Source organism: Alloalcanivorax venustensis, from assembly GCF_047495515.1.
Classification (GTDB): Bacteria; Pseudomonadota; Gammaproteobacteria; order Pseudomonadales; family Alcanivoracaceae; genus Alloalcanivorax; species Alloalcanivorax venustensis.
In genome coordinates this window covers 102,012-124,147 of record NZ_CP179934.1, presented here as the reverse complement: position 1 = coordinate 124,147, position 22,136 = coordinate 102,012, and the positions used below count along the sequence as shown (strand labels likewise).

The window sequence follows — 22,136 nt, the reverse complement described above, 5'->3', positions numbered from 1 at the left end:
ACGGGCGATTGTACGGCAATCGGAAAGGGAATGCCGCCCCCTAGGCCCCGTTCACAATAGGTCGATCGGGTCCACGTCCAGGTGCCAGCGGCAGCGGCGCCCGGAAGGCAGGGCGCGGGCGTGTTCCATCAGCGCATCGAGCAGGCCGTGCAGGGCCGGGCGCTGGTTGCTTTGCAGCAGCAGCTGGGCGCGGTAGCGGCCGGCGCGCTTCTCCATCGGCGCCGGCACCGGCCCCAGCACGTGGACGTTGTCCAGCGCCGGCAGCCCGGCGGCGCACTCGTCCAGGAAGGTGAGCGCCTGGGCCATGGTCATCGCCTCGCAGCGCAGCAGGGCGAGGTGGCCGAACGGCGGCCAGCCGGCGCCGCGCCGCTCTTCCAGCAGGGTATTGGCGAGCGCCTGATAGTCGCCGGCGGCAGCCAGCTGCACCAGGTTGTGGTCGGTGTGGCGGCTCTGCATCAGCACCCGCCCGGGGCGGTCCTGGCGGCCGCTGCGGCCGGCCACCTGCAGCAGCAGCTGGGCGGCCTGCTCCGGGCCGCGGAAGTCGGCGCTCAGGAAGCCGGCGTCCATATTGGTGATCACCGCCAGGCTCAGGCGCGGGAAATGGTGGCCCTTGGCGAGCATCTGCGTGCCCACCAGCACCGCCGGCTCGCCTTTCTGGATCTGCGCCAGCTTGGCGTCCAGGCTGCCCTTGCGGCGGGTGGTGTCGCGGTCGATGCGCACCACCGGCGCGCCGCCTTTGACCTGCTCGCACTCCTTTTCCAGCAGCGCTTCCAGTTTTTCGGTGCCGGCGCCGGCGTCGGTGAGGTTGGTGGAGCCGCAGTCGCCGCAGCGCTGCGGCACCCGGTGCTGGTGGCCGCAATGGTGGCAGCGCAGTTGCTGTTCGCTGCGGTGCCAGGTCATCAGGCTGTCGCAGCGCGGGCATTCGTCCTGCCAGCCGCAGTCCCGGCACAGAATCACCGGGGCGAAGCCGCGCCGGTTGAGGAACACCAGCGCCTGCTCGCCGCGCGCCAGGGTGTCGCGGATCGCCTTGAGGGCGGTGGGCAGCAGCGGCCGGTCCGGGGTGGTGTCGCGGGCGTCGAGCAGCTCGATGGGCGGCGCGCCCGCGTCGCCGGCGCGGCGCGTCAGGCGCAGCCAGTGGTAGCGGCCGGTGCGGGCCAGGTGCAGGGTCTCCAGCGCCGGGGTGGCGCTGCCGTGCACCACCGGCACCGCCAGTTGCTGGGCGCGCCAGGTGGCCAGGTCGCGGGCGTGGTAGCGGAAGCCGTCCTGCTGTTTCAGGGAGGCGTCGTGGGTTTCGTCGACGATGATCAGCCCCGGGTGGGCGAGCGGCGTGAACACCGCCGAGCGGGTGCCGATGATAATGCGCGCCCGGCCGTCCCGGGCGGCCACCCAGGCGTCCAGGCGCTCGCGGTCGGTGAGCCCGGAGTGCAGCACCGTCACCGGCACCGCGAAGCGCTGGCGGAAGCGGCGCAGGGTCTGGGGCGTCAGGCCGATCTCCGGCACCAGCATCAGCACCTGTTTGCCGGCGGCCAGCACCGGTGCCATGGCCTGCAGGTAGACCTCGGTCTTGCCGCTGCCGGTGACGCCGTCGAGCAGGAACGGCTGGAAGCCCTGGGCCTCGACGATGGCGTGGATGGCGGCGCGCTGTTCCGGGTTGGCGGCCAGGGCCGGCTCGGCGAGCACTTCGGCGGGGGTGCCGGCGGCCTCCGGTTGCAGCTCCACCCGTTCCACCCACTCCTTGTCGCGCAGGGCCTGCAGCGCCGATTTGGAGACCGACAGCGCCTCCAGCATCGCCGGGGTCAGGCCGTCCGGGTGTTCCTTTAATACGGTGAGCGCCTGTAGCTGGCGGGGTGCGCGGGTCAGGCGGTCGTCGCTGACGTGGTGGCCACGGTCGGTGAGCCGCCAGCGCACCTCGCCGCCGGCCAGCGCCGGCTGGCCCTGGCGCAGCAGCGCCGGCAGCACGAACCCCAGCACTTCGCCGAGCGGGTGGTGGTAGTAGCGGGCGGCCCGCTCACAAAGGGTATAGAGCGCCTCGTCGATGACCGCTTCCTGGTCGAGGACGCGCTGCACGTTCTTGAGTTTGGCGAACTGGCTGGGCTGGTGGCCGTGGACCAGCCCCACCAGGGTGCGGCGGCCGAACGGCACCTGCACGCGGGCGCCTCGGGGCGGCGTCGGCGATCCCGCCGGCAGGCGGTAGTCGAAGCATCCCGGCAGGGGCACCGGCAGGGCGACCTGTATGATGGACTCAGAAGGCACGGAAGGTTCCGGTTTATCTCTTGCGCATCGGTGTCAAGCTGTTATGATTCGCGCTCACTTTTGCCCGGCGCAAGCAAGTGTGGTGCCCGACAGAGCGCAGTCCAGCGCAGGTTCGGGTGGCGACACCTGAAGGAGCTTTGCTATGAAATCAGAGATTCATCCCGATTACCAGGACGTGTCCATTACCTGCAGCTGCGGGAATGTGATCGAAACCCGTTCCACTCGTGGCGGCTCTTTCGAGGTGGACGTGTGCTCGCAGTGCCACCCGTTCTACACCGGCAAGCAGAAGCAGGCCGAGAGCGGTGGCCAGGTCGACAAGTTCAAGCAACGTTTCGGCGTGATCAGCTCAGGCAAGAAAAAGTAAGCGAGTCTGCTTCCACTGTTTCTTGCCTGCAAAAAGCACCCGCCAGGGTGCTTTTTGCGTTCGGAATCACGCGTCATACTCTTTTATCAGCCTAGACTGGCTTTGTCCCAGAGCGGGAAGCGGAGACCACCATGTCCGAGGATTTAAAAAAGGCGGCCCTGGAATATCACGCCAAACCGCGTCCGGGGAAGATCAGCGTTGAGGTGACCAAACCGGCCAAGACCAGCCGCGACCTCAGCCTGGCTTACAGCCCCGGCGTGGCGGAGCCCGTGCGTGAAATCGCCCGGGAACCGGAACTGGCCTATCGTTTCACCTCCAAGGGCAACTTGGTGGCGGTGATCAGCGACGGTACCGCGATCCTTGGCCTGGGCAATCTGGGCGCGCTGGCGTCCAAGCCGGTGATGGAAGGCAAGGGCATCCTGTTCAAGCTGTTCGCCGGCATCGACGTCTTCGATATCGAAGTGGACGCCGAGGACCCGCAGGCCTTCATCGATACCGTGGTGCGCATCCACCGCACCTTCGGCGGCATCAATCTGGAAGACATCCGCGCGCCGGAATGCTTCGAGATCGAGCGCGTGCTCAAGGAACTGTGCGACGTGCCGGTGTTCCACGACGACCAGCACGGCACCGCCATCGTGGTGGGCGCCGGCCTGCTCAACGCGCTGGAGATCCAGAAGAAGCGCATCCAGGACATCAAAGTGGTGTGCGTGGGCGCCGGTGCCGCCGGTGTCGCCTCCGTGCGGCTGCTGATCGAGATGGGCGCGCGCAAGGAAAACATCCTGGTGCTCGACCGCAAGGGCGTGATCCACAGCCGCCGCGACGACCTCAACCAGTACAAGGCGGCGCTCGCCAACGACACCGACAAGCGCACCCTGGACGATGCCGTGGAAGGCGCCGATGTGTTCATCGGTGTCTCCGGCCCGGACATGCTGACGCCGGAGATGGTCAAGAAGATGGCCGACAAGCCGATCATCTTCGCGCTCGCCAACCCGGACCCGGAGATCCGCCCGGAAGTGGCCAAATCAGTGCGCTCCGACGCCATCATCGCCACCGGCCGTTCGGACTACCCGAACCAGGTGAACAACGTGCTGTGCTTCCCGTACATGTTCCGCGGTGCCCTGGACGTGCGCTCCACCTCGATCAACGAGGAGATGAAGCTGGCGGCGGTGCACGCCATCGCCGAGCTGGTGCGCGAAGCGCCGCCCAAGGAAGTGCTGGACGCCTACGGCGGCGAGCCGCTCAACTTCGGGCCGGAATACATTATTCCCAAGCCCAACGACCCGCGCCTGCTGGGCCGGGTGTCGGCGGCGGTGGCCAACGCGGCGGTGGAATCCGGCGTGGCCCGCAAGGGTTACCCGTCCCACTACCCGCTCAATTCGCTCGACGATATCTTCCCCGAGCTGTAAAGCGGACCGCTCGCTAAGCGCCAATCGAAAAGGGCCGGCATTGCCGGCCCTTTTTTATGCTTCTGTGGGAGCGGCCTCCGCCGCCTAGAAGATCTGTTCCGGCGAGCGGCCGTCGCCGCTGTGCGGCGCTTCCAGCTCCGGCACATTGTCCTCGCGGAAGTATTCGAAGATCGCGGCCTCGTTCTCCGGGCGGGCCTGCAGGCCGCTGTCCGGGTCGATGCGCACCGACACCACGCCCGGCGGCTGCGGCGGCTGGACCTCTTCGACCCCTTCCAGGGCCACGCCCATGTAGTCGATCCAGGTGGGCAGGGCGGCGCGGCCGCCGTACTCGCCGTTACCCAGGGAAGCCGGGTTGTCGAAACCCACCCACACGGTGGCCACCAGCTCCGGTGAATAGCCGGAGAACCAGGCGTCCACCTGGTCATTGGTGGTGCCGGTCTTGCCGGCCAGGTCCGAACGGCCCAAGCGACGGGCGTCGCTGCCGGTGCCGCGCTTGACCACGTCCTGGAGGATGGAATGCATCAGCCAGGCGGTGTTTTCGTCGATCACCCGGGGCGCCATGGTCGGCGGTGGCTGGATCGGTTTGCCGTCTTCGTCGGTTTCCGGCTCCGCGGCGACCTCGCTGTCGGCGGTGACCACCGCGCAGGGGGCTTCACAGCGCTCCACCCGCGGGGCCTTCCAGAGCACCTTGCCGTCCTTGTCCTCGATGCGCTCGATGAACCAGGGGTCCACCCGGTAGCCGCCGTTGGCGAACACCGAGTAGGCGCGGGCGATCTCCAGCGGTGTCACCGAGGCGCTGCCCAGCGCCAACGACAGGTCGCGCTGGAAGCGTTTGGTGGGCAGCCCGAACCGGTCCAGGGTGTTCATGGCCTGGCTGATGCCGACCTGGCGCAGGATGCGGATCGACACCAGGTTGAGCGAGCGGTAGAGCGCTTCGCGCAGCCGGGTCGGGCCGTAGAAGCGGTCGCTGGCGCCGGTCGGGCGCCAGGCGTCCTTGAGTTTGTCGTCGTCGAACACCAGCGGCGCGTCATTAATAATGGTGGCCGGGGTGAAGCCGCTTTCCAGGGCGGCGGTGTAGATGAAGGGTTTGAACACCGAGCCGGCCTGGCGGCGGGCCTGCAGCGCGCGGTTGAACTTGGACGCATAGAAGCTGTAGCCGCCCTGCATCGCTTCCACGGCGCCGGTGTCCGGGTTCAGCGAGATCAGCGCGGACTGCGCCACCGGCAACTGCGCCAGACGCCAGCTGGGGTCGTCCTCGCCGCCGCCGTCCGGGCGCACGTAGACCACGTCGCCGGGGGCCAGCACGTCGGCGGCGGTTTGCGGCGCTTCGCCCACGTAGCCTTTATTGAGGGCCGGCCGCGCCCAGCGGATGGCGTCCCAGTCCAGCACCACCTGCTTGCCGTCGCGCAGCAGTGCCGCCGCCTGGCGATCCCGCACGGCGGTCACCGCGGCGGTGCGCAGCGGGCCGAAATCGGCCTGGTCCTTGAACTGTTCCACCCAGGCGGCCAGGTCCTCGTCGAGTTCGTCGAGCAGGTCCGGCTCTTTCTCCTGGGCCATTTCCGGCTCCGGCTGATCGGTGTCGGGGGCGGCCTCGGTGTCCCGCTCGGCGGGCCAGCCCAGTTCCGGCAGGTCGCCGGCGTCGATGCGCGCCAGCGGGCCGCGCCAGCCGTGCCGTTCGTCGTAGGCGTGCAGACCCTGGCGGAGGGCGGTGACGGCGGCGTTCTGGCGTTTGCTGTTGAGGGTGGTGATGATGCGCAGGCCCTCGGTGTACAGGTCCGGCTCCACCAGATCCTCCGCCAGCACCCGGGCGACCTCGCCCATGTAGGCGCCTTCCACCTCGGGCCGGGCGGCGTGATAGCGGGCGGTGACGGGCGCGGCCTGGGCCTGCTTGCGTTGCTCGCTGTCGATGGCGCCGGTCTCTTCCATGCGGAACAGGATCCAGTTGCGGCGCTGGCGGGCCCGCTCCGGGTTGGTGATCGGGTTATAGGCCGAGGGCGCCTTGGGCAGGCCGGCGATCATCGCCCACTGGGGCAGCGACAGGTCCTTGATCGATTCGCCGTAATAGACCTGGGCGGCGGCTTCCGCGCCGTAGGCGCGGTGGCCCAGGTAAATCTTGTTCAGATACAGCTCGAGGATCTCCTCCTTCTCGAGGATCCGTTCGATCTGGATCGCCAGCACGATCTCGTTGAACTTGCGCAGGAAGCGCTGCTCCCGGTCGAGGAAGAAGTTACGCGCCACCTGCATGGTGATGGTCGAGCCGCCGGAGCGGATCTCCTGGTAGCGCAGCAGCTCCACGGCGGCGCGCAGCAGGCCCTTGGGGTCGACCCCGGGGTGCTCGAAGAAGCGCTCGTCCTCGGCGGCCAGCACCGCCTGGATGAACGGTTCGGGCACCTCCTCATAGGTGATCGGCTCGCGGCGTTTCTCACCGTACTCGGCGATCAGTTTGTGATCGCTGGTGTAGATACGCAGCGGGATCTGATACTCCACCTCGCGGATCGCTCCGGCGGCGGGCAACTGAGGCGCGAGGTATAAGTAGCAGGCGGCGAGGACCAGAAGAGCGCCGCCGGCACCGGCCAGGGCGAGGAGAACGAGGGAGCGGATCCAGACGACGGTAGAGCGCATAAAGTGGCAACTGCTGTGGCGATCAGAAGAAAGGGCTAGCAGACCCGTGAAGCAGGTCATTATACGGTGGAAAGGTTGTTGTGATCTAATATCTGTTCTGTTATTACTTACTCCTAAAGTGATTAGGCATAAGAATCACGTAAGTATATATTTTTGAAGTAAAAACATCTCTAAAACAATCACACGGGACGACGACTGTGCTGCCTTTTCTCAGAAAAAAGGCCCAGACACTGCTGGGGATCGATATCAGTTCCACCGCGGTTAAGTTGCTGGAATTGTCCAGAACGGGGAACCGCTACAAGGTCGAAAGTTACGGCGTCGAACCGCTAACGCCAAACGCCGTGGTGGAAAAGAACATCAATGACGTTGAGGGGGTCGGGGATGTGGTCGCCCGTCTGGTGGGCCGTGCCCGTCCGGGGATCAAGACGTCCGCGGTGGCCGTGCCCGGCTCGGCGACCATCACCAAGGTGATTGAAATGGACGCCTCGCTGAGCGAGGACGACATGGAAAATCAGCTTCGGGTGGAAGCCGACCAGTACATTCCCTTCCCGCTGGACGAGGTCCGCATGGACTTCCAGGTGATCGGCCCGGTGGAGGACAACCCGGAGAGGGTGGAAGTGCTGGTGGTGGCGTCCCGCACCGAGAACGTGGAAATGCGCGCCGATGCCCTGGAGATCGGCGGGCTGCAGCCGAAGGTGGTGGATGTGGAGGCCTACGCCATGGAGCGGGCCTTCCAGCTGATCCTGCCCGGCCTGCCCAACGCCGAGGAGCTGGACACCGTGGCGGTGTTCGATATCGGCGCCACCATGACCACGCTCAATGTGTTCCACCAGGGGCGCAGCGTCTACACCCGCGAGCAGTTGTTCGGCGGCAAGCAGCTCACCGAGGAAATCCAGCGCCGCTACGGCATCTCCATGGAGGAGGCCGGGCTGGCCAAGAAGACCGGCGAGCTGCCGGAGGACTACGAAAACGAGGTCCTGCAGCCGTTCAAGGACGCCATCGTCCAGCAGATCAACCGCTCCCTGCAGTTCTTCTACGGCTCCACCCAGTTCAACGAAGTGAACTATATCCTGCTCGCCGGCGGCTCCGCCTCGATTGACGGACTGCCCGACCTGATTCAGCAAAAGGTGGGCACCGGATGCTCCCTGGCCAATCCCTTCGCCGATATGGCATTGGCCAACAAGGTTAACGCCAAGGCGCTCGAGAACGACGCGTCCGCGATGATGATCGCCTGTGGCCTGGCCCTGAGGAGCTTCGAGCAATGACAACCATGATTAACCTGCTCCCCTGGCGCGAGGAGCGACGCAAGCAGCGCCAGCATGAGTTCATCGCCATGTTGGCGTTCGCCGCGCTACTGGCGGGTCTGATTTTCTGGCTCTGGAAGGGCATGGTGGAAGGCCAGATCGCCGACCAGCAGACCCGCAACAACCATATCCAGAGCGAGATCGCCAAACTCGATACACAGATCAAGGAAATCAACGAGTTGCAGCGCCGCCGTGATCAGCTGGTGGCGCGCATGAAGGTGATTCAGGAGCTGCAGGGCAACCGGCCGACCATCGTTTACGTGTTCGACCAGCTGGTGCGCACCCTGCCCGAAGGCGTGTACTACACGCTGGTGGAACGGACCGGTGACAACTACCGGATCGAAGGGGTGGCGGAGTCCAATAACCGGATTTCGCGGCTGATGCGTAACCTGGCCGCTTCGGACTGGTTCGTGGAGCCCAATCTGCTCAACGTGAATGCTCTGGACGAGAGCCAGCGCGGTGCCGACGGCGAGGACAGCGCCCAGGCCAACACCTTCGCGCTGACGGTGAAGCAGGGCTCGCCGCGCGGCGATGACGAGGAGGCCGGGCAATGAAAGCATCCGAACTGAAGAACCTGGATGTGCGCGAGCTGATCGACGAGCTCAACAGCCTGGATTTCGAGAACGTGGGCGGCTGGCCGATGCCGGTGAAGATCGGCGCCGCGGTGCTGGTGTTCGGCTTTGTTCTCGGTCTGGGCTATTTCCTGAGCATCAAGGATCTCAACAGCCGCCACGAACAGCTGCAACGCGAGGAAGTCACGCTGCTGGAAAGCTTCGAGCAGAAAGCCTTCCGCGCCCATAACCTGGACCAGTACCGCCAGCAGCTGGTGGAGCTGGAAGCCAGCTTTGAAACCCTCAAGAGCCAGCTGCCCAAGGACACCGAGGTGCCCGGGCTGCTCGAGGACATCACGCATACCGGTCTCGGCAGCGGCCTGGAGTTCGAGACCATTGCCCTGAAGGACGAAATCGAGAAGGAGTTCTACGCGGAGCTGCCCATCGACATCAAGGTCACCGGGGACTACCACGGTTTCGGCGCCTTCGTGTCCGGGGTGGCGGCGCTGCCGCGCATCGTTACCCTGCACGATTTCAAGATCGTGCCGATCAAGGAGGAAGCCGGGTCGCGGGGCATGCTGGACATGTCGATCACCGCCAAGACCTACCGTTACGCCGGGGGCGACGACGACGGTGGCGGTCAGGGTACGGAGAAGAATAACCGGGCCAAAGGCGGCCGGTCCTGAGGGGAACGAACATGAATGGACGTAAATCCATTGCGTACGGATTGGTGCTGGTGGCGGCCGCCGCGCTGCTGCAGGGCTGCGGTTCCGGTGCCGGCATCAATGAGCTGGACGCGCGGATGACGGAGATCAAGGCGCGTCCGAGGGGTCGGATCGAGCCGCCGCCGGAGTTCAAGCCGATCGCCACCTACACCTATGCGGCGCATAAACTGCGGGCGCCGTTTTCGCGGCCGGTGGACGAGAAGCTGCTGGAGGTGCCGGAGGGGCGCCCGGTGGAACCGGATCTGAGCCGGCCCAAGCAATACCTGGAAGGTTTCAGCCTGGACGCGCTGGCCATGGTGGGCACCATCACCAAGCCCGGCAATCCGCTGGAAGCTCTGATCGAAGACCCCACCGGCTCGGTGACCCGGGTACGGGTGGGAAGCTACATGGGTAGGAACTTCGGACGCGTGGTGGAAGTGTCCAGCGACCAGATCGCGCTGGTCGAGATCGTCCCGGATGGACAGGACGGCTGGGTGGAACGCTCCCGAAACATTTCGCTTGCTGAATAACCGCTGCTGGGGATGCCAGTTATGATTATCTTCACATCAACAAAAACAAGGGCTGCGTCCCAGCGTTGGGCGGCTTTGCTGCTGGTGCTGGTGGGGTTGAGCGCGGCCACCCTGGGGCGAGCGGCGACGGTAACCGACCTGCGCGCCAACACCCTGCCCGGCGACGGCGTGGAAGTGCGCGTGTCCTTCGAGGGCGAGGCGCCGCAGGTCAAGGGCTACAGCATCGAGCAACCGGCGCGGGTCGCCCTGGATCTGCTCGACACCCGTAACCAGATCGAGGTGAAAGAGCACAACCTGGGCTCCGGCAATGTGCGCAGCCTGATGGTGCTCGGCGCCAAGGAACGCACCCGCCTGATCTTCAACCTGGACCAGTTGACCGGTTACAAAACGCGGATCGAAGGCCAGGAGCTGGTGATTACCCTGGGCGCGGACAACGCCACCCCGTCCATGGACCCGGCCAGCGAGACCGTGCAGCGCAAGGTGGCGCCCAGCAGCGCCGGCGTGCGTGGCATCGATTTCCGTCGCGGTGACGACGGCGAAGGCCGCGTGCTGGTGGAGCTGGCGGACGACGCCATGCCGGTGGACGTGCGCGAGGAGGGCGGCCGTATCGTCGCCCGCTTCGTGGGCGCCGACGTGGAAGACGAACTGCTGCGCCGGCTGGACGTCAGTGACTTCGCCACCCCGGTGCAGTTCGTCGACACCAAGGAAGTGGACGGCAGCACCGTGATCACCATCGAGCCGGAAGGCAGCTGGGACTACCTCGCCTACCAGGCGGACAACCAGTTCAGCATCAACGTCAAGCCGCTGACCGTGGCCGAGAAGGACCGCCAGCGCCGCGATGCCTTTAAATACACCGGCGAGAAACTGTCGCTGAATTTCCAGGACATCGAAGTGCGCTCGGTGCTGCAGCTGATCGCCGACTTCACCGACCTCAACCTGGTGGCGTCCGACACCGTCAGCGGCAAAATCACCCTGCGATTGCAGAGCGTGCCCTGGGATCAGGCGCTGGATCTGATCCTCAAGACCAAGGGCCTGGACAAGCGCAAGGTGGGCAATGTGCTGCTGGTGGCGCCGGCGGACGAAATCGCCGCCCGCGAAAAGCAGGAGCTGGAGAGCCAGAAGCAGCTGGCCTCGCTGGCGCCGCTGCGCACCGAGTACATCAGCATCAACTACGCCCGCGCCGAGGAACTCAAGGCGCTGATCACCTCCCAGGGCGGGGAAGGCTCCGCGCTGGTCAGCGGACGCGGCTCGGTGACCGTGGATCAGCGCACCAACACGCTGATCGTGCAGGACACCGTGGCCAAACTGCAGGAGATCCGCGGTCTGATTCAGCAGCTCGACATTCCGGTCCAGCAGGTGCTGATCGAAGCCCGGGTGGTGATCGCCAGCACCGACGTGGCCGACGAATTCGGCGTGCGCTGGGGCGGCCTCGCCTACGACGGCGACAGCCTGGTCAACGAGGGCAAAAGCGTGGCGATCTCCGGTCGTCATACCTCCCTGCGTGAACTGCACTACGCCAACATCGACCGCGAAGACGACGGCTCCCTGGGTGAATTCGAGGAGTTCGACGAAGAGCAGAACAACGACCTGATCGTCGACATGGGTGTGGCGTCACAGGAAGCCACCCGTTTCGCGATCGGTTTCACCTCCCTGGATTCCGGCCTGATCGAGCTGGAACTGTCCGCCCTGGAAGCGGAAGGCCACGGTGAACTGGTGGCCACGCCCAAGGTTCTGACCGCCGATCAGCAGCCGGCGGTGATCGCCTCCGGTCAGCAGGTGCCCTTCAACGTGGCCACCGCGTCCGGCGCCACCGCGGTGGAGTTCATCGAGGCGGAGCTGCGTCTGGAAGTGACCCCGCAGGTGACCCCGGAAGGCGACGTGATCATGCAGCTCAAGGTCAACAACGACTCCCTGGGCACCGACACCAGCGCGCCCACCGTCAACACCAACCGGGTGGAAACCACGGTTCTGGTCAATGACGGCGAAACCGTGGTTTTGGGCGGCATTTTCCAGCAGGAAAAGATAGAATCCACGGTCAAAACCCCCTTCCTGGGTGATATCCCCTGGTTGGGCGCCCTGTTCCGCAAGAAGGTGAACCGTGATAACAAGCAGGAACTGCTGATCTTTATCACGCCTCGCCTGGTGAAAGACGCAATGGCTAGTCGGTGAACCCAAAGGATTCCACGTCTCTGTATTTAGTCGGGCCCATGGGTGCGGGTAAAAGCACCCTGGGCCGACACCTCGCCCAGGTTCTGGGCCGCCCGTTTTACGATTCCGACCGCGTGATCGAAGAGAAAACCGGTGCCGACATCCCCTGGATCTTCGATATGGAAGGCGAGGAGGGGTTTCGACGCCGCGAGCGCGACGTGATCGACGAACTGACCGGCATGGCGGGCATTGTTCTGGCCACCGGCGGCGGCGTGGTCACCCAGGAGGAGAACCGCCGCCACCTCCATGAGCGTGGCTGCGTGGTCTATCTGTGGACGCCGGTGGAGGTGCAACTGGCCCGCACCCGCAACGACCGCAACCGGCCGCTGCTGCAGACCAGCGACCCGGAGGCCCGTCTTCAGGCGCTGTTCCAGGAACGCGATCCGCTCTACCGGGAAGTGGCGCACGGCGTGGTCTCCACCGCTTCCGGTAACCTCAAGAAAGTGACCGATCAGGTACTCGGTTGTCTGGCCGACCACGCCAGCCGATAATGCCCGCACTCCCACTCCGCTTTACGAGGCCGTATGCAGAAGCTTGATGTGTCGCTGGCCGAACGCAGCTACCCCATTTATATCGATCGCGGCCTGCTCGGGCAGGACCTGATCCGCGGCCATGTGCGCGGCAATCAGGTGATGGTGGTCACCAACGAGACCATCGCCCCGCTTTACCTGGACGCGGTCACCCGCGGTCTGGGCGACCTGCAGTGCGACACCCTGATCCTGCCGGACGGTGAGCAGCATAAAACCCTGGCCACGCTGGAGCGTATTTTCGACGCCCTGATGGCCCACCGGCATTCGCGCACCACCACGCTGGTGGCGCTGGGCGGCGGCGTGATCGGCGATATGGTGGGGTTCGCCGCCGCCTGCTACCAGCGCGGCGTGGACTTTATCCAGGTGCCCACCACGCTGCTGGCGCAGGTGGATTCCTCGGTGGGCGGCAAGACCGCCGTCAACCACCCGCGCGGCAAGAACATGATCGGCGCCTTCCATCAGCCGCGCGCGGTGGTGATCGACACCGCCGTGCTCGACACCCTGCCGGAGCGGGAATTCGCCGCCGGCATGGCGGAGGTGATCAAGTACGGCTTGATCCGCGACCCGGAATTCTTCCAGTGGCTGCTGGACAATCAGGCGGCGCTGGCCGCCCGCGACACGGCGCCGGTGGCGGAAGCGATCCTGCGCAGCTGCCGCAACAAGGCCGAGGTGGTGGCCGCCGATGAAACCGAGCAGGGCAACCGCGCGCTGCTTAATCTGGGCCACACCTTCGGCCATGCCATGGAGACCTTTACCGGCTACCGGGACTGGCTGCATGGTGAGGCGGTGTCCGCCGGCATGGTGATGGCGGCGCGCATGTCCCTGGAGCTGGGCCGGCTGAAGCAGGCCGACCTGGACCGGGTGAGCGACAGTCTGGCGGCCTGGAAGCTGCCGGTGACCGCGCCGGAAGGGATGGCGCGGGCGGATTTCAGCGAGCTGATGGCGCTGGATAAAAAGGTACAGAACGGCCGCCTGCGGCTGGTGTTGCTGAACCAAATCGGTGATGCCCTGGTCACAGGCGAATACGACCCGAACGCATTGACGCGAACGCTCGAGGCCTTTTGTGAGAGATGAGGATTTTTTCTACGAGGGCGCCGAGCGCGGCGACCTTCTCGACGCCCTGAACGGCCACGCCCACGACGGCGCCACCACGGTGCTGGAAGGCGAGGCCGGCAGCGGCGTCTCCACCCTGCTGGGCATGCTCTCCATGTCCCTGGTGGGGGACTTCGAACTGATCCGCCTGGACGGCGCCGAGGAACTGGGCGCCAACGCGGTGGTGGACGCCATGCTGGTGCACTTCGATATCGAGCGCGCCGACCTGGCCGACACCCTCAAACAGACGCTGGCGGACACCAGCCTGGTGATCGTGGTGGACAACGCCCACCTGGCCCCGTCCGAGGCCCTGGCCACCATGGCGTCCCTGAAAACCAAGCTGGGGCAGCGCCTCACCTATGTGTTCGGCGGCGAGCCGGGCAGCGCCGAGCACCTGCGCGACGCCGGACTGAACGTGGAGGACGTGCTGGTGCTGCCGCCGCTGGACGCGGACGACGTGGCCGTATTCGCCGATCAGGGCTTCGCCCTGGCGCTGGACGACCAGGAAGCCCGCGATCTGAGCGACGAGAGCGACGGCCGCATCGCGGCGCTGTTGCCGATGCTGGAGGCAAGAGCCGGCGGCGGTGGCGGCCTGCTGGCCAACAAGCCGGTGCCCTGGCGGCACGGTCTGGCGGTGGGCGCGCTGGTGCTGGTGGTGCTGGTGCTGTGGCTGGCCAGCGGCGGTGACGACGAAGCCGAGCAGGATCAGGTGGTGAGCCTGGACCTGCCCAAGGAGCCGGTGGCCGAGGCACAAGATCCGGCGGAGCCGGCCCCGCAAGCCACGCAAAGCGAGAGTTCGGCACGCAGCGGCGAACGCGGCGACCCGGAAACCACCCGCCGCGCCCTGGCCGAATACCACGATTCCGCCCGCACCTTCGAAGAGGCGGAAAACGTGCCGGAGCAGGTGGCCGCCGAGCCGGCAGCGGAAGACGTGCGCACGCCGCCGGCGCCGGAAGCCCCGGAGCCCGCCGGTGAGCAGGCCGCCACGGCCGACGCTGAGCCCGCCGAGGCCGAACCCGCCGAAACGGCGCAGGAGGAAACGCCGGACACCGTTTCCAGCGGCGAGCCGCAATTGTCCGGGCTGGACGCCCGCCTCGGTTACCAGCAGGAAGACTGGCTGGCCACCCGCGACGATGGGGAGTGGTTTCTGCAGCTGGTGGCCACCGGCCGGGAAGACGGAGCGCGCGGGGTACTTGACCAGATCGACCGTAACGGCGCCTACTACCGGGCGGAACGGGGTGATGAACGGGTCTACCTGGTGCTGGCGGGCCCCTATCCCAGCCGTGACGCGGCTTTGGCGGCCCGGGACGAACTGCCCGAGGCGCTGCGGCGCGGCGGCCCCTTCCCGCGGGATATGGGCTCGATACGCAACGAATTGCGCTAGAGTTGCCCGCGGCGCGGTCCACCCGGCACTGTGCGGTTTGGACGGTGCCGTCTTCCCGTTTGTGGCTGATCGGCGCAAAGTGTAGAATGCACATCCCTTTTTTGCCGTCGCCGTCTTTTCGACGCCTGTTCCGCCTTCTGTAAGTCTCTGAATTTCAAGAGGAAAGGTTTTGATGCAGCAGAATTCCAAGCTGGTGCGTGGGCTCTATGAGCCCGGAGAATTCCGGGACAACTGTGGTTTCGGCCTGATCTCCCATATGGAGGGCAAGGCCAGCCACGAGCTCCTGCAAACCGCGATCGAAGCACTCACCTGCATGACCCACCGGGGCGGCATTAATGCCGATGGAAAAACCGGTGACGGCTGCGGTCTGTTGCTGAAAAAGCCCGACTCCTTCTTCCGCAAGGTGGCCGGCGAGCAGGGTATCGACCTGCCCGACACCTATGCCGTGGGGATGGTCTTCACCCACCCGGACGCCGAGCGCGCCCGCGCCCAGAAAGCGGTGCTCCAGGAGCAGATGGAAGCCCAGGGCGTCAATGTGCTGGGCTGGCGGGAAGTGCCCACGGATCCGTCCTGCCTGGGCGATCTGGCCAAGCAGTCCCTGCCCGGTTTCCACCAAGTGCTGGTGGCCGCCGAGGGCGACACCGACGACCAGCTCAACCGGCGTCTGTTCTTCGCCCGCCGGCACGCGGAAAAGCGCATCGAAGCGGACGGCTACTTCTACGTCTGCTCCCTGTCCTCGGCGGTGGTCTCCTATAAAGGCCTGATGATGCCGGTGGACCTGCCGGCGTTCTATCCGGATCTCAGCGACGAGACCATGGAAACCGCCATCGTGGTCTTCCACCAGCGGTTCTCCACCAACACCTCGCCGCAGTGGCCGCTGGCCCAGCCGTTCCGGTATCTGGCCCACAATGGCGAGATCAACACCATCCAGGGCAACCGCAACTGGGCGCTGGCGCGGGAGAACAAGTTCGAGAACGAACTGCTGCCCAACCTCAGCGACCTGAGCCCGCTGGTCAACCGCGAAGGGTCCGACTCCTCGAGCATGGACAACATGCTGGAAGTGCTGGTTTCCGGCGGCATGGACCTGTTCCGCGCGGTGCGCATGATGGTGCCGCCGGCCTGGCAGAACGTGGAAACCATGGACGCGGATCTGCGCGCCTTCTACGAATATAACTCCATGCACATGGAGCCGTGGGACGGCCCCGCCGGTCTGGTAATGACCGACGGCCGCCACGCGGTCTGCATGCTCGACCGTAACGGTCTGCGTCCGGCCCGCTGGGTGATCACCAAGAACGGCTTTATCACCCTGTCCTCCGAGATTGGCGTGTACAGCTATCAGCCGGAAGACGTGGTTGCCAAGGGCCGTGTCGGCCCCGGCCAGATTCTCGCCGTGGACATCGAGAAGGGCGAGCTGCTGCACACCAGCGATATCGACAACCGTCTCAAGGTGCGTCACCCCTATCGTCAGTGGCTCAAGGAAAGCGCGCTGCGCATTGAAGCCAACTACGACCACGAAGTGGAGCGTACCGACGACATCGATCCGCAGGATCTGCTGAGCTACCAGAAGTTCTTCCAGATCAGCTTCGAAGAGCGCGATCAGGTGATCCGTCCGCTGGCGGAAGCCGGCCAGGAAGCCACCGGTTCCATGGGCGACGACACCCCCATGGCGGTGCTCAGCGAACGCCAGCGTCCGCTCTACGATTATTTCCGGCAGCAGTTCGCGCAGGTCACCAACCCGCCCATCGACCCGCTCCGCGAAGCGATCGTGATGAGCCTGGAAACCTGCGTCGGTTCCGAACGGAACGTGTTCGAGGAAACCTCCGACCACGCCGACCGGGCGATTCTGTCCACGCCGGTGCTGTCGCATTCCAAGTTCACCAACCTGCTCAAGATCGACCGGCCCGGCTACGCCCATGCCCGTCTGTCGCTGCACTACCAGCCCGACCAGGGCCTGGAAAGCGCGGTCAAGGCGTTGTGCGAGCAGGCCGCCCAGGCGGTGCGCGACGGCAAGATCATCCTGGTGCTGTCCGACCACGGCATTCAGCAGGACCAGCTCACCATCCACGCGCTGATGGCCACCGGCGCGGTGCACCACCACCTGACCGCCTGCGGCCTGCGCAGCGACGCCAACATCGTGGTGGAAACCGCCACCGCCCGCGACGCGCACCACTTCGCGGTGCTGTTCGGCTTCGGCGCCACCGCCGTCTACCCCTACCTCACCTACGACGTGATCGCGGACATGGTGAAAAGCGGGGAGCTGATCGGTGACCCGGTGGAGCTGCAGAAGAATTTCCGCAAGGGCATCAACAAAGGCCTGATGAAGATCCTCTCCAAGATGGGGATCTCCACCATCACCTCCTACCGTGGCGCCCAGCTGTTCGAAGCCGTGGGTGTCGCCAGCGACGTGGTGGACCTGTGCTTCCGCGGCGTGCAGAGCCGCATCGAGGGCGCCGGTTTCGAGGACTTCGAGAACGACCAGAAGATCATCGCCAAGGACGCCTGGAAGCAGCGCAAGCCGATCGACCCGGGCGGTGTGCTCAAGTACATCCACGGCAAGGAATACCACGCCTTCAACCCGGACGTGATCCATGCCCTGCACCGGGCCACCCAGGACGGCGACTACGACGCGTACAAGGAGTACGCGGCGCTGGTCAACGACCGCCCCATCGCCACCCTGCGTGACCTGCTGCACGTGCGCCAGGATGTGCCCGCCATCGACCTGGACGAGGTCGAGCCGATCGAGAACATCCTGCCGCGCTTCGACTCCGCCGGCATGTCCCTGGGCGCGCTCAGCCCGGAGGCCCATGAGGCCATCGCCACGGCGATGAACCGCCTCGGTGGCCGCTCCAACTCCGGTGAGGGCGGCGAAGACCCGGCCCGCTTCGGTACCGAGCGGGTGTCCAAGATCAAGCAGATCGCCTCCGGCCGTTTCGGTGTGACCCCGCATTACCTGGTCAACGCCGAAGTGCTGCAGATCAAGGTGGCCCAGGGCGCCAAGCCCGGCGAGGGCGGCCAGCTGCCCGGCGGCAAGGTGAACGCGCTGATCGCCCGCCTGCGGCACTCGGTGCCCGGCGTGACGCTGATCTCTCCGCCGCCGCACCACGACATCTACTCCATCGAGGACCTGGCGCAGCTGATCTTCGACCTCAAGCAGGTCAACCCGGCGGCCCAGGTGTCGGTGAAGCTGGTGTCCGAGCCCGGTGTCGGCACGGTGGCGTCCGGCGTGGCCAAGGCCTACGCCGACCTGATCACCATCTCCGGTTACGACGGCGGCACCGCGGCCAGCCCGCTCACCTCGATCCGCTACGCCGGCTCCCCCTGGGAGCTGGGGCTGTCCGAGGCGCACCAGGCGCTGCGCGCCAACGACCTGCGCGACAAGATCCGGCTGCAGACCGACGGCGGCCTGAAGACCGGCCTGGACGTGATCAAGGCGGCCATTCTCGGCGCCGAGTCGTTCGGCTTCGGCACCGTGCCGATGGTGGTGCTGGGCTGTAAGTACCTGCGTATCTGTCACCTGAACAACTGCGCCACCGGCGTGGCCACCCAGCGTGAGGATCTGCGTCAGGAGCACTTTATCGGCGCCCCGGAACTGCTGATCAACTACTTCACCTTCGTGGCGCGGGAAGTGCGTGAACTGCTCGCGGCGCTGGGTGTGAAGAGCCTGCCGGACCTGATCGGCCGCACCGATCTGCTCGAGCGCATCGAAGGCAACACCGACAAGCAGAAGCGTCTGGACCTGACGCCCATGCTGCGCAACGACCACATCGCCGCGGACAAGCCGACCCACTGTCAGGTGGAGCGCAACGAGCCGTTCGACAAGGGCACGCTCAACCGCAAGATGGTGGAGGAAATGCGCACCGCCGTGGAGAACAAGTCCGGCGGCTCGTTCCATTACACCATCACCAACTGCGACCGCTCCGTGGGCGCCACCGTGTCCGGCGAAATTGCCAAGCACCACGGCAACCTGGGCATGGACCACGCGCCGATCCGGGCGCGCTTCACCGGCACCGCCGGGCAGAGCTTCGGGGTGTTCAACGCCGGCGGTCTGCACCTGTACCTGGAAGGCGACGCCAACGATTACGTCGGCAAGGGCATGGCCGGGGGCAAGGTGGTGATCCGTCCGCCCAAGGGCAGCCCGTTCAAGACCCAGGACACCGCGATCATCGGTAACACCTGCCTGTACGGCGCCACCGGCGGCAAGCTGTTCGCCTCCGGCACCGCCGGCGAGCGTTTCGGGGTGCGTAACTCCGGCGTGCACGCCGTGGTGGAAGGCTCCGGCGATCACTGCTGTGAGTACATGACCGGCGGCTGCGTCACCGTTCTGGGCCGCACCGGGCATAACTTCGGTGCCGGCATGACCGGCGGCTTCGCCTATGTGCTGGACGAAGACAACGATTTCTTCGACCGGGTGAACCCGGAACTGATCGAGCTGCACCGCATCAGCTCCGAGGCCACCGAATCCCACCGCAGTCATCTGCGCCACGTGATCCATGAATTCGTGGAAGAGACCGGCAGCGAATGGGGCCAGTACATTCTTGATAATTTCGATGCCATGAGCCGTAAATTCTGGCTGGTTAAGCCCAAGGCGGCCAGCCTGGAAGATCTGCTCAAAAGCACGCGTGCGAATCCGGCATAACGGGGAACAACATGGCTGAACGTTTAAACAACCATTTCCAGTTTCTTGATGTCCCCCGGGTGGACCCGAAGAAGAAGGACATCGAGCAGCGCAAGGACCGCTACGAGGAAATCTACTACCCGTATGAAACCCGGGAAGTGGAACACCAGGCGCATCGCTGTCTGCATTGCGGCAACCCGTACTGCGAGTGGAAGTGCCCGGTGCACAACTACATCCCCAACTGGTTGAAGCTGATCAGCGAAGGCAACCTGATGGAAGCGGTGGAGCTGGCGCACCAGACCAACTCCCTGCCGGAAGTGTGCGGCCGCGTTTGCCCGCAGGACCGTCTCTGTGAAGGCGCCTGCACGCTCAACGACGGCTTCGGCGCGGTGACCATCGGCGCCACCGAGAAGTACATCGCCGATACGGCGCTGGCCATGGGCTGGCGCCCGGACATGTCCAAGGTGGTGTGGACCGACAAGCGGGTGGCGGTGATCGGCGCCGGCCCGGCCGGCATCGGCTGCGCCGATGTGCTGGTGCGCAACGGCGTCAAGCCGGTGGTGTTCGACCGTTATCCGGAAATCGGCGGCCTGCTGACCTTCGGCATCCCCGAGTTCAAGCTGGAAAAGCCGGTGATGACCAAGCGCCGCGAAGTGTTTGAGGGCATGGGCATCGAGTTCCGCCTCAACACCGATGTCGGCACCGACGTGACCATCGACGAACTGCTGGAAGAGTTCGACGCGGTGTTCATGGGCATGGGCACCTACACCTACATGAAAGGCGGTTTCCCCGGTGAGGATCTGGACGGCGTGCACGAAGCGCTGCCGTTCCTGGTCGCCAACGCCAACCGCAACCTGGGCTTTGAAAAGGATCCGGCGGACTTCATCGACGTGAGCAACAAGCGCGTGGTGGTGCTGGGTGGCGGCGACACCGCCATGGACTGCAACCGCACCTCGATCCGCCAGGGCGCCGACAGCGTGGTCTGCGCCTACCGCCGCGACGAGGAAAACATGCCCGGCTCCCGCCGCGAAGTGGCCAACGCCAAGGAAGAGGGCGTGCAGTTCCTGTTCAACCGCCAGCCCATCGAGGTGGTCGGTGAAAACGGCAAGGTGGTGGGCGTCAAAGTGGTGGAAACCAAACTCGGCGAGCCGGATAACAACGGCCGTCGTCGTCCGGAGCCGATTCCCGACAGTGAGGAAGTACTGCCCGCCGACGCGGTGATCGTGGCGTTCGGTTTCCGTCCCAGTCCGTCCGACTGGTTCGACGCCAAGAACGTGGTCACCGACGACGCCGGCCGCGTCACCGCCGTGGAGAAGCAGACCTTCCCGTTCCAGACCAGTAACGAGAAGATCTTCGCCGGCGGCGACATGGTGCGCGGCTCCGACCTGGTGGTGACCGCCATCTGGGAAGGCCGCGAAGCCGCCAAAGGCATCCTCGATTACCTGGACGTTTGAATTTTATGGTGCACGCGCCGCTGAAGAATGACCGCTTGTTGAAAGCCCTGGCCCGCCAGCCGGTGGACCGTACGCCGATCTGGATGATGCGCCAGGCCGGTCGTTATCTGCCGGAGTACCGGGCCACCCGGGAGCAGGCCGGGTCCTTCATGGACCTGTGCCGCAACGCGGAACTGGCCTGCGAGGTGACGCTGCAGCCGCTGGAGCGTTACCCGCTGGACGCGGCGATTCTGTTTTCCGACATTCTCACCATTCCCGACGCCATGGGGCTGGGTTTGTACTTCGAGCCCGGCGAGGGCCCCAAATTCCGCAAGACGGTGCGCACCGAGCAAGAGATCGCCGCGCTGCCGGTACCGGACGCGGAAGCGGACCTGGATTACGTGATGCGCGCGGTGAGCACCATCCGCCGCGCGTTGAACGGACGGGTGCCGTTGATCGGCTTCTCCGGCAGCCCCTGGACGCTCGCCACCTATGTGGTGGAAGGCGGGCCCAGCAAGGATTTCCGCCATCTCAAGGGGATGGTCTACAACCGGCCGGAACTGGCCCACGCGCTGCTCGACAAGCTGGCTCTGGCGGTGACCGATTATCTGAACGCCCAGATCCGCCACGGCGCCCAGGTGGTGCAGATCTTCGATACCTGGGGCGGCGCCCTGTCCGCGGAGGCCTACCAGACGTTTTCGCTGCGCTATATGCAGCGCATCGTCGACGGGCTGGAGCCGGACGCCGAGGGCCGCAAGGTGCCGGTGATCCTGTTCACCAAGAACGGCGGCTTGTGGCTGGAATCCATGGCGGATACCGGCTGTGACGCCCTGGGCCTGGACTGGACCATCAACATCGGCGAGGCGCGCCGCCGCGTCGGCGACCGGGTAGCGCTGCAGGGCAATATGGATCCGGCGGTGCTGTACGCTTCACCGGCGGCGATTCGCGCCGAGGTGGCGCGCATCCTCGATGACTTCGGCGATCACCCGGGGCACATCTTCAATCTGGGGCACGGCATTACGCCGGAAGTGGACCCGGAGCACGCCAAGGTATTTATCGAAGCGGTGGTGGAGCTGGGCGAGCGTAAATGAAAAGCGCGGCCCGAAGGCCGCGCGAGATTTCCAGACTCTCATGTCGGAA

Annotated in this window: 15 protein-coding genes; 13 read left to right on the top strand and 2 right to left on the bottom strand. The window is 65.6% G+C overall.

The genetic code is table 11. From position 1 onward, the window contains the following. Positions 1 to 51: 51 nt before the first annotated feature. Positions 52 to 2,253, bottom strand: a complete 2,202-nt coding sequence (locus ACMG4O_RS00560) for a primosomal protein N' (RefSeq protein ID WP_286875256.1) — start codon at positions 2,251 to 2,253, stop codon at positions 52 to 54. A gap of 142 nt (positions 2,254 to 2,395) precedes the next feature. On the opposite strand from ACMG4O_RS00560, the gene rpmE reads away from it, so the two are divergent. Further along, positions 2,396 to 2,617 (top strand): 50S ribosomal protein L31, encoded by a 222-nt coding sequence (rpmE, locus tag ACMG4O_RS00555; protein ID WP_067612876.1) that lies wholly within the window; start codon positions 2,396 to 2,398, stop codon positions 2,615 to 2,617. 131 nt (positions 2,618 to 2,748) lie between these two features. Beyond that, entirely contained in the window at positions 2,749 to 4,023 is a 1,275-nt protein-coding gene (locus tag ACMG4O_RS00550) for a malic enzyme-like NAD(P)-binding protein (protein WP_414434171.1), read from the top strand. 84 nt (positions 4,024 to 4,107) lie between these two features. Here the strand turns inward: ACMG4O_RS00550 and ACMG4O_RS00545 are convergent, their stop codons facing one another. Continuing rightward, positions 4,108 to 6,645, bottom strand: a complete 2,538-nt coding sequence (locus tag ACMG4O_RS00545; protein WP_370203056.1) for a penicillin-binding protein 1A — start codon at positions 6,643 to 6,645, stop codon at positions 4,108 to 4,110. 197 nt (positions 6,646 to 6,842) lie between these two features. Between ACMG4O_RS00545 and ACMG4O_RS00540 the strand changes: the two genes are divergently transcribed. From ACMG4O_RS00540 to hemE, 11 genes are all read left to right on the top strand, one after another. Continuing rightward, positions 6,843 to 7,910 (top strand): pilus assembly protein PilM, encoded by a 1,068-nt coding sequence (locus tag ACMG4O_RS00540; RefSeq protein WP_370203057.1) that lies wholly within the window; start codon positions 6,843 to 6,845, stop codon positions 7,908 to 7,910. Then, positions 7,907 to 8,503: a PilN domain-containing protein gene (locus tag ACMG4O_RS00535; RefSeq protein WP_370203058.1), complete on the top strand. Its 597-nt coding sequence runs from the start codon at positions 7,907 to 7,909 to the stop codon at positions 8,501 to 8,503. The genes ACMG4O_RS00540 and ACMG4O_RS00535 overlap by 4 nt, the downstream gene beginning before the upstream one ends. Next, positions 8,500 to 9,186 (top strand): type 4a pilus biogenesis protein PilO, encoded by a 687-nt coding sequence (locus tag ACMG4O_RS00530; protein ID WP_370203059.1) that lies wholly within the window; start codon positions 8,500 to 8,502, stop codon positions 9,184 to 9,186. The genes ACMG4O_RS00535 and ACMG4O_RS00530 overlap by 4 nt, the downstream gene beginning before the upstream one ends. A gap of 11 nt (positions 9,187 to 9,197) precedes the next feature. Then, a complete protein-coding gene (locus tag ACMG4O_RS00525; protein ID WP_370203060.1) occupies positions 9,198 to 9,734 on the top strand; it encodes a pilus assembly protein PilP in 537 nt (178 codons plus the stop codon). A 21-nt stretch (positions 9,735 to 9,755) separates the two neighbouring features. After that, the gene (locus tag ACMG4O_RS00520) at positions 9,756 to 11,903 is read left to right on the top strand and encodes a type IV pilus secretin PilQ (RefSeq protein ID WP_414434170.1); all 2,148 of its coding nucleotides are present in this window, start codon (positions 9,756 to 9,758) and stop codon (positions 11,901 to 11,903) included. Continuing rightward, positions 11,900 to 12,433: a shikimate kinase AroK gene (aroK, locus tag ACMG4O_RS00515; RefSeq protein ID WP_255442310.1), complete on the top strand. Its 534-nt coding sequence runs from the start codon at positions 11,900 to 11,902 to the stop codon at positions 12,431 to 12,433. The genes ACMG4O_RS00520 and aroK overlap by 4 nt, the downstream gene beginning before the upstream one ends. 33 nt (positions 12,434 to 12,466) lie before the next feature. After that, a complete protein-coding gene (aroB, locus tag ACMG4O_RS00510; protein WP_414434169.1) occupies positions 12,467 to 13,546 on the top strand; it encodes a 3-dehydroquinate synthase in 1,080 nt (359 codons plus the stop codon). After that, the gene (locus ACMG4O_RS00505; protein ID WP_414434168.1) at positions 13,536 to 14,948 is read left to right on the top strand and encodes an SPOR domain-containing protein; all 1,413 of its coding nucleotides are present in this window, start codon (positions 13,536 to 13,538) and stop codon (positions 14,946 to 14,948) included. Before aroB ends, ACMG4O_RS00505 begins: the two co-directional genes overlap by 11 nt. A gap of 172 nt (positions 14,949 to 15,120) precedes the next feature. After that, on the top strand, positions 15,121 to 19,584 hold the full coding sequence (gene gltB, locus ACMG4O_RS00500) for a glutamate synthase large subunit (protein ID WP_142948265.1): 4,464 nt from the start codon (positions 15,121 to 15,123) through the stop codon (positions 19,582 to 19,584). A gap of 11 nt (positions 19,585 to 19,595) precedes the next feature. Beyond that, a complete protein-coding gene (locus ACMG4O_RS00495; protein ID WP_194854937.1) occupies positions 19,596 to 21,017 on the top strand; it encodes an FAD-dependent oxidoreductase in 1,422 nt (473 codons plus the stop codon). A 5-nt stretch (positions 21,018 to 21,022) separates the two neighbouring features. After that, positions 21,023 to 22,087, top strand: coding sequence for a uroporphyrinogen decarboxylase (gene hemE / locus ACMG4O_RS00490; RefSeq protein WP_414434167.1), 1,065 nt, complete (start codon positions 21,023 to 21,025; stop codon positions 22,085 to 22,087). The last annotated feature ends 49 nt before the right edge of the window (positions 22,088 to 22,136 follow it).

Excerpts from the sequence above, each read along its gene's own strand:
- rpmE (WP_067612876.1), top strand. The coding sequence starts at position 2,396 with ATGAAATCAGAGATTCATCCCGATTACCAGGACGTGTCCATTACCTGC.
- ACMG4O_RS00550 (WP_414434171.1), top strand. The coding sequence starts at position 2,749 with ATGTCCGAGGATTTAAAAAAGGCGGCCCTGGAATATCACGCCAAACCG.
- ACMG4O_RS00545 (WP_370203056.1), bottom strand. The coding sequence starts at position 6,645 with ATGCGCTCTACCGTCGTCTGGATCCGCTCCCTCGTTCTCCTCGCCCTG.
- ACMG4O_RS00535 (WP_370203058.1), top strand. The coding sequence starts at position 7,907 with ATGACAACCATGATTAACCTGCTCCCCTGGCGCGAGGAGCGACGCAAG.
- ACMG4O_RS00530 (WP_370203059.1), top strand. The coding sequence starts at position 8,500 with ATGAAAGCATCCGAACTGAAGAACCTGGATGTGCGCGAGCTGATCGAC.
- ACMG4O_RS00525 (WP_370203060.1), top strand. The coding sequence starts at position 9,198 with ATGAATGGACGTAAATCCATTGCGTACGGATTGGTGCTGGTGGCGGCC.
- ACMG4O_RS00520 (WP_414434170.1), top strand. The coding sequence starts at position 9,756 with ATGATTATCTTCACATCAACAAAAACAAGGGCTGCGTCCCAGCGTTGG.
- aroB (WP_414434169.1), top strand. The coding sequence starts at position 12,467 with ATGCAGAAGCTTGATGTGTCGCTGGCCGAACGCAGCTACCCCATTTAT.
- gltB (WP_142948265.1), top strand. The coding sequence starts at position 15,121 with ATGCAGCAGAATTCCAAGCTGGTGCGTGGGCTCTATGAGCCCGGAGAA.
- ACMG4O_RS00495 (WP_194854937.1), top strand. The coding sequence starts at position 19,596 with ATGGCTGAACGTTTAAACAACCATTTCCAGTTTCTTGATGTCCCCCGG.
- hemE (WP_414434167.1), top strand. The coding sequence starts at position 21,023 with ATGGTGCACGCGCCGCTGAAGAATGACCGCTTGTTGAAAGCCCTGGCC.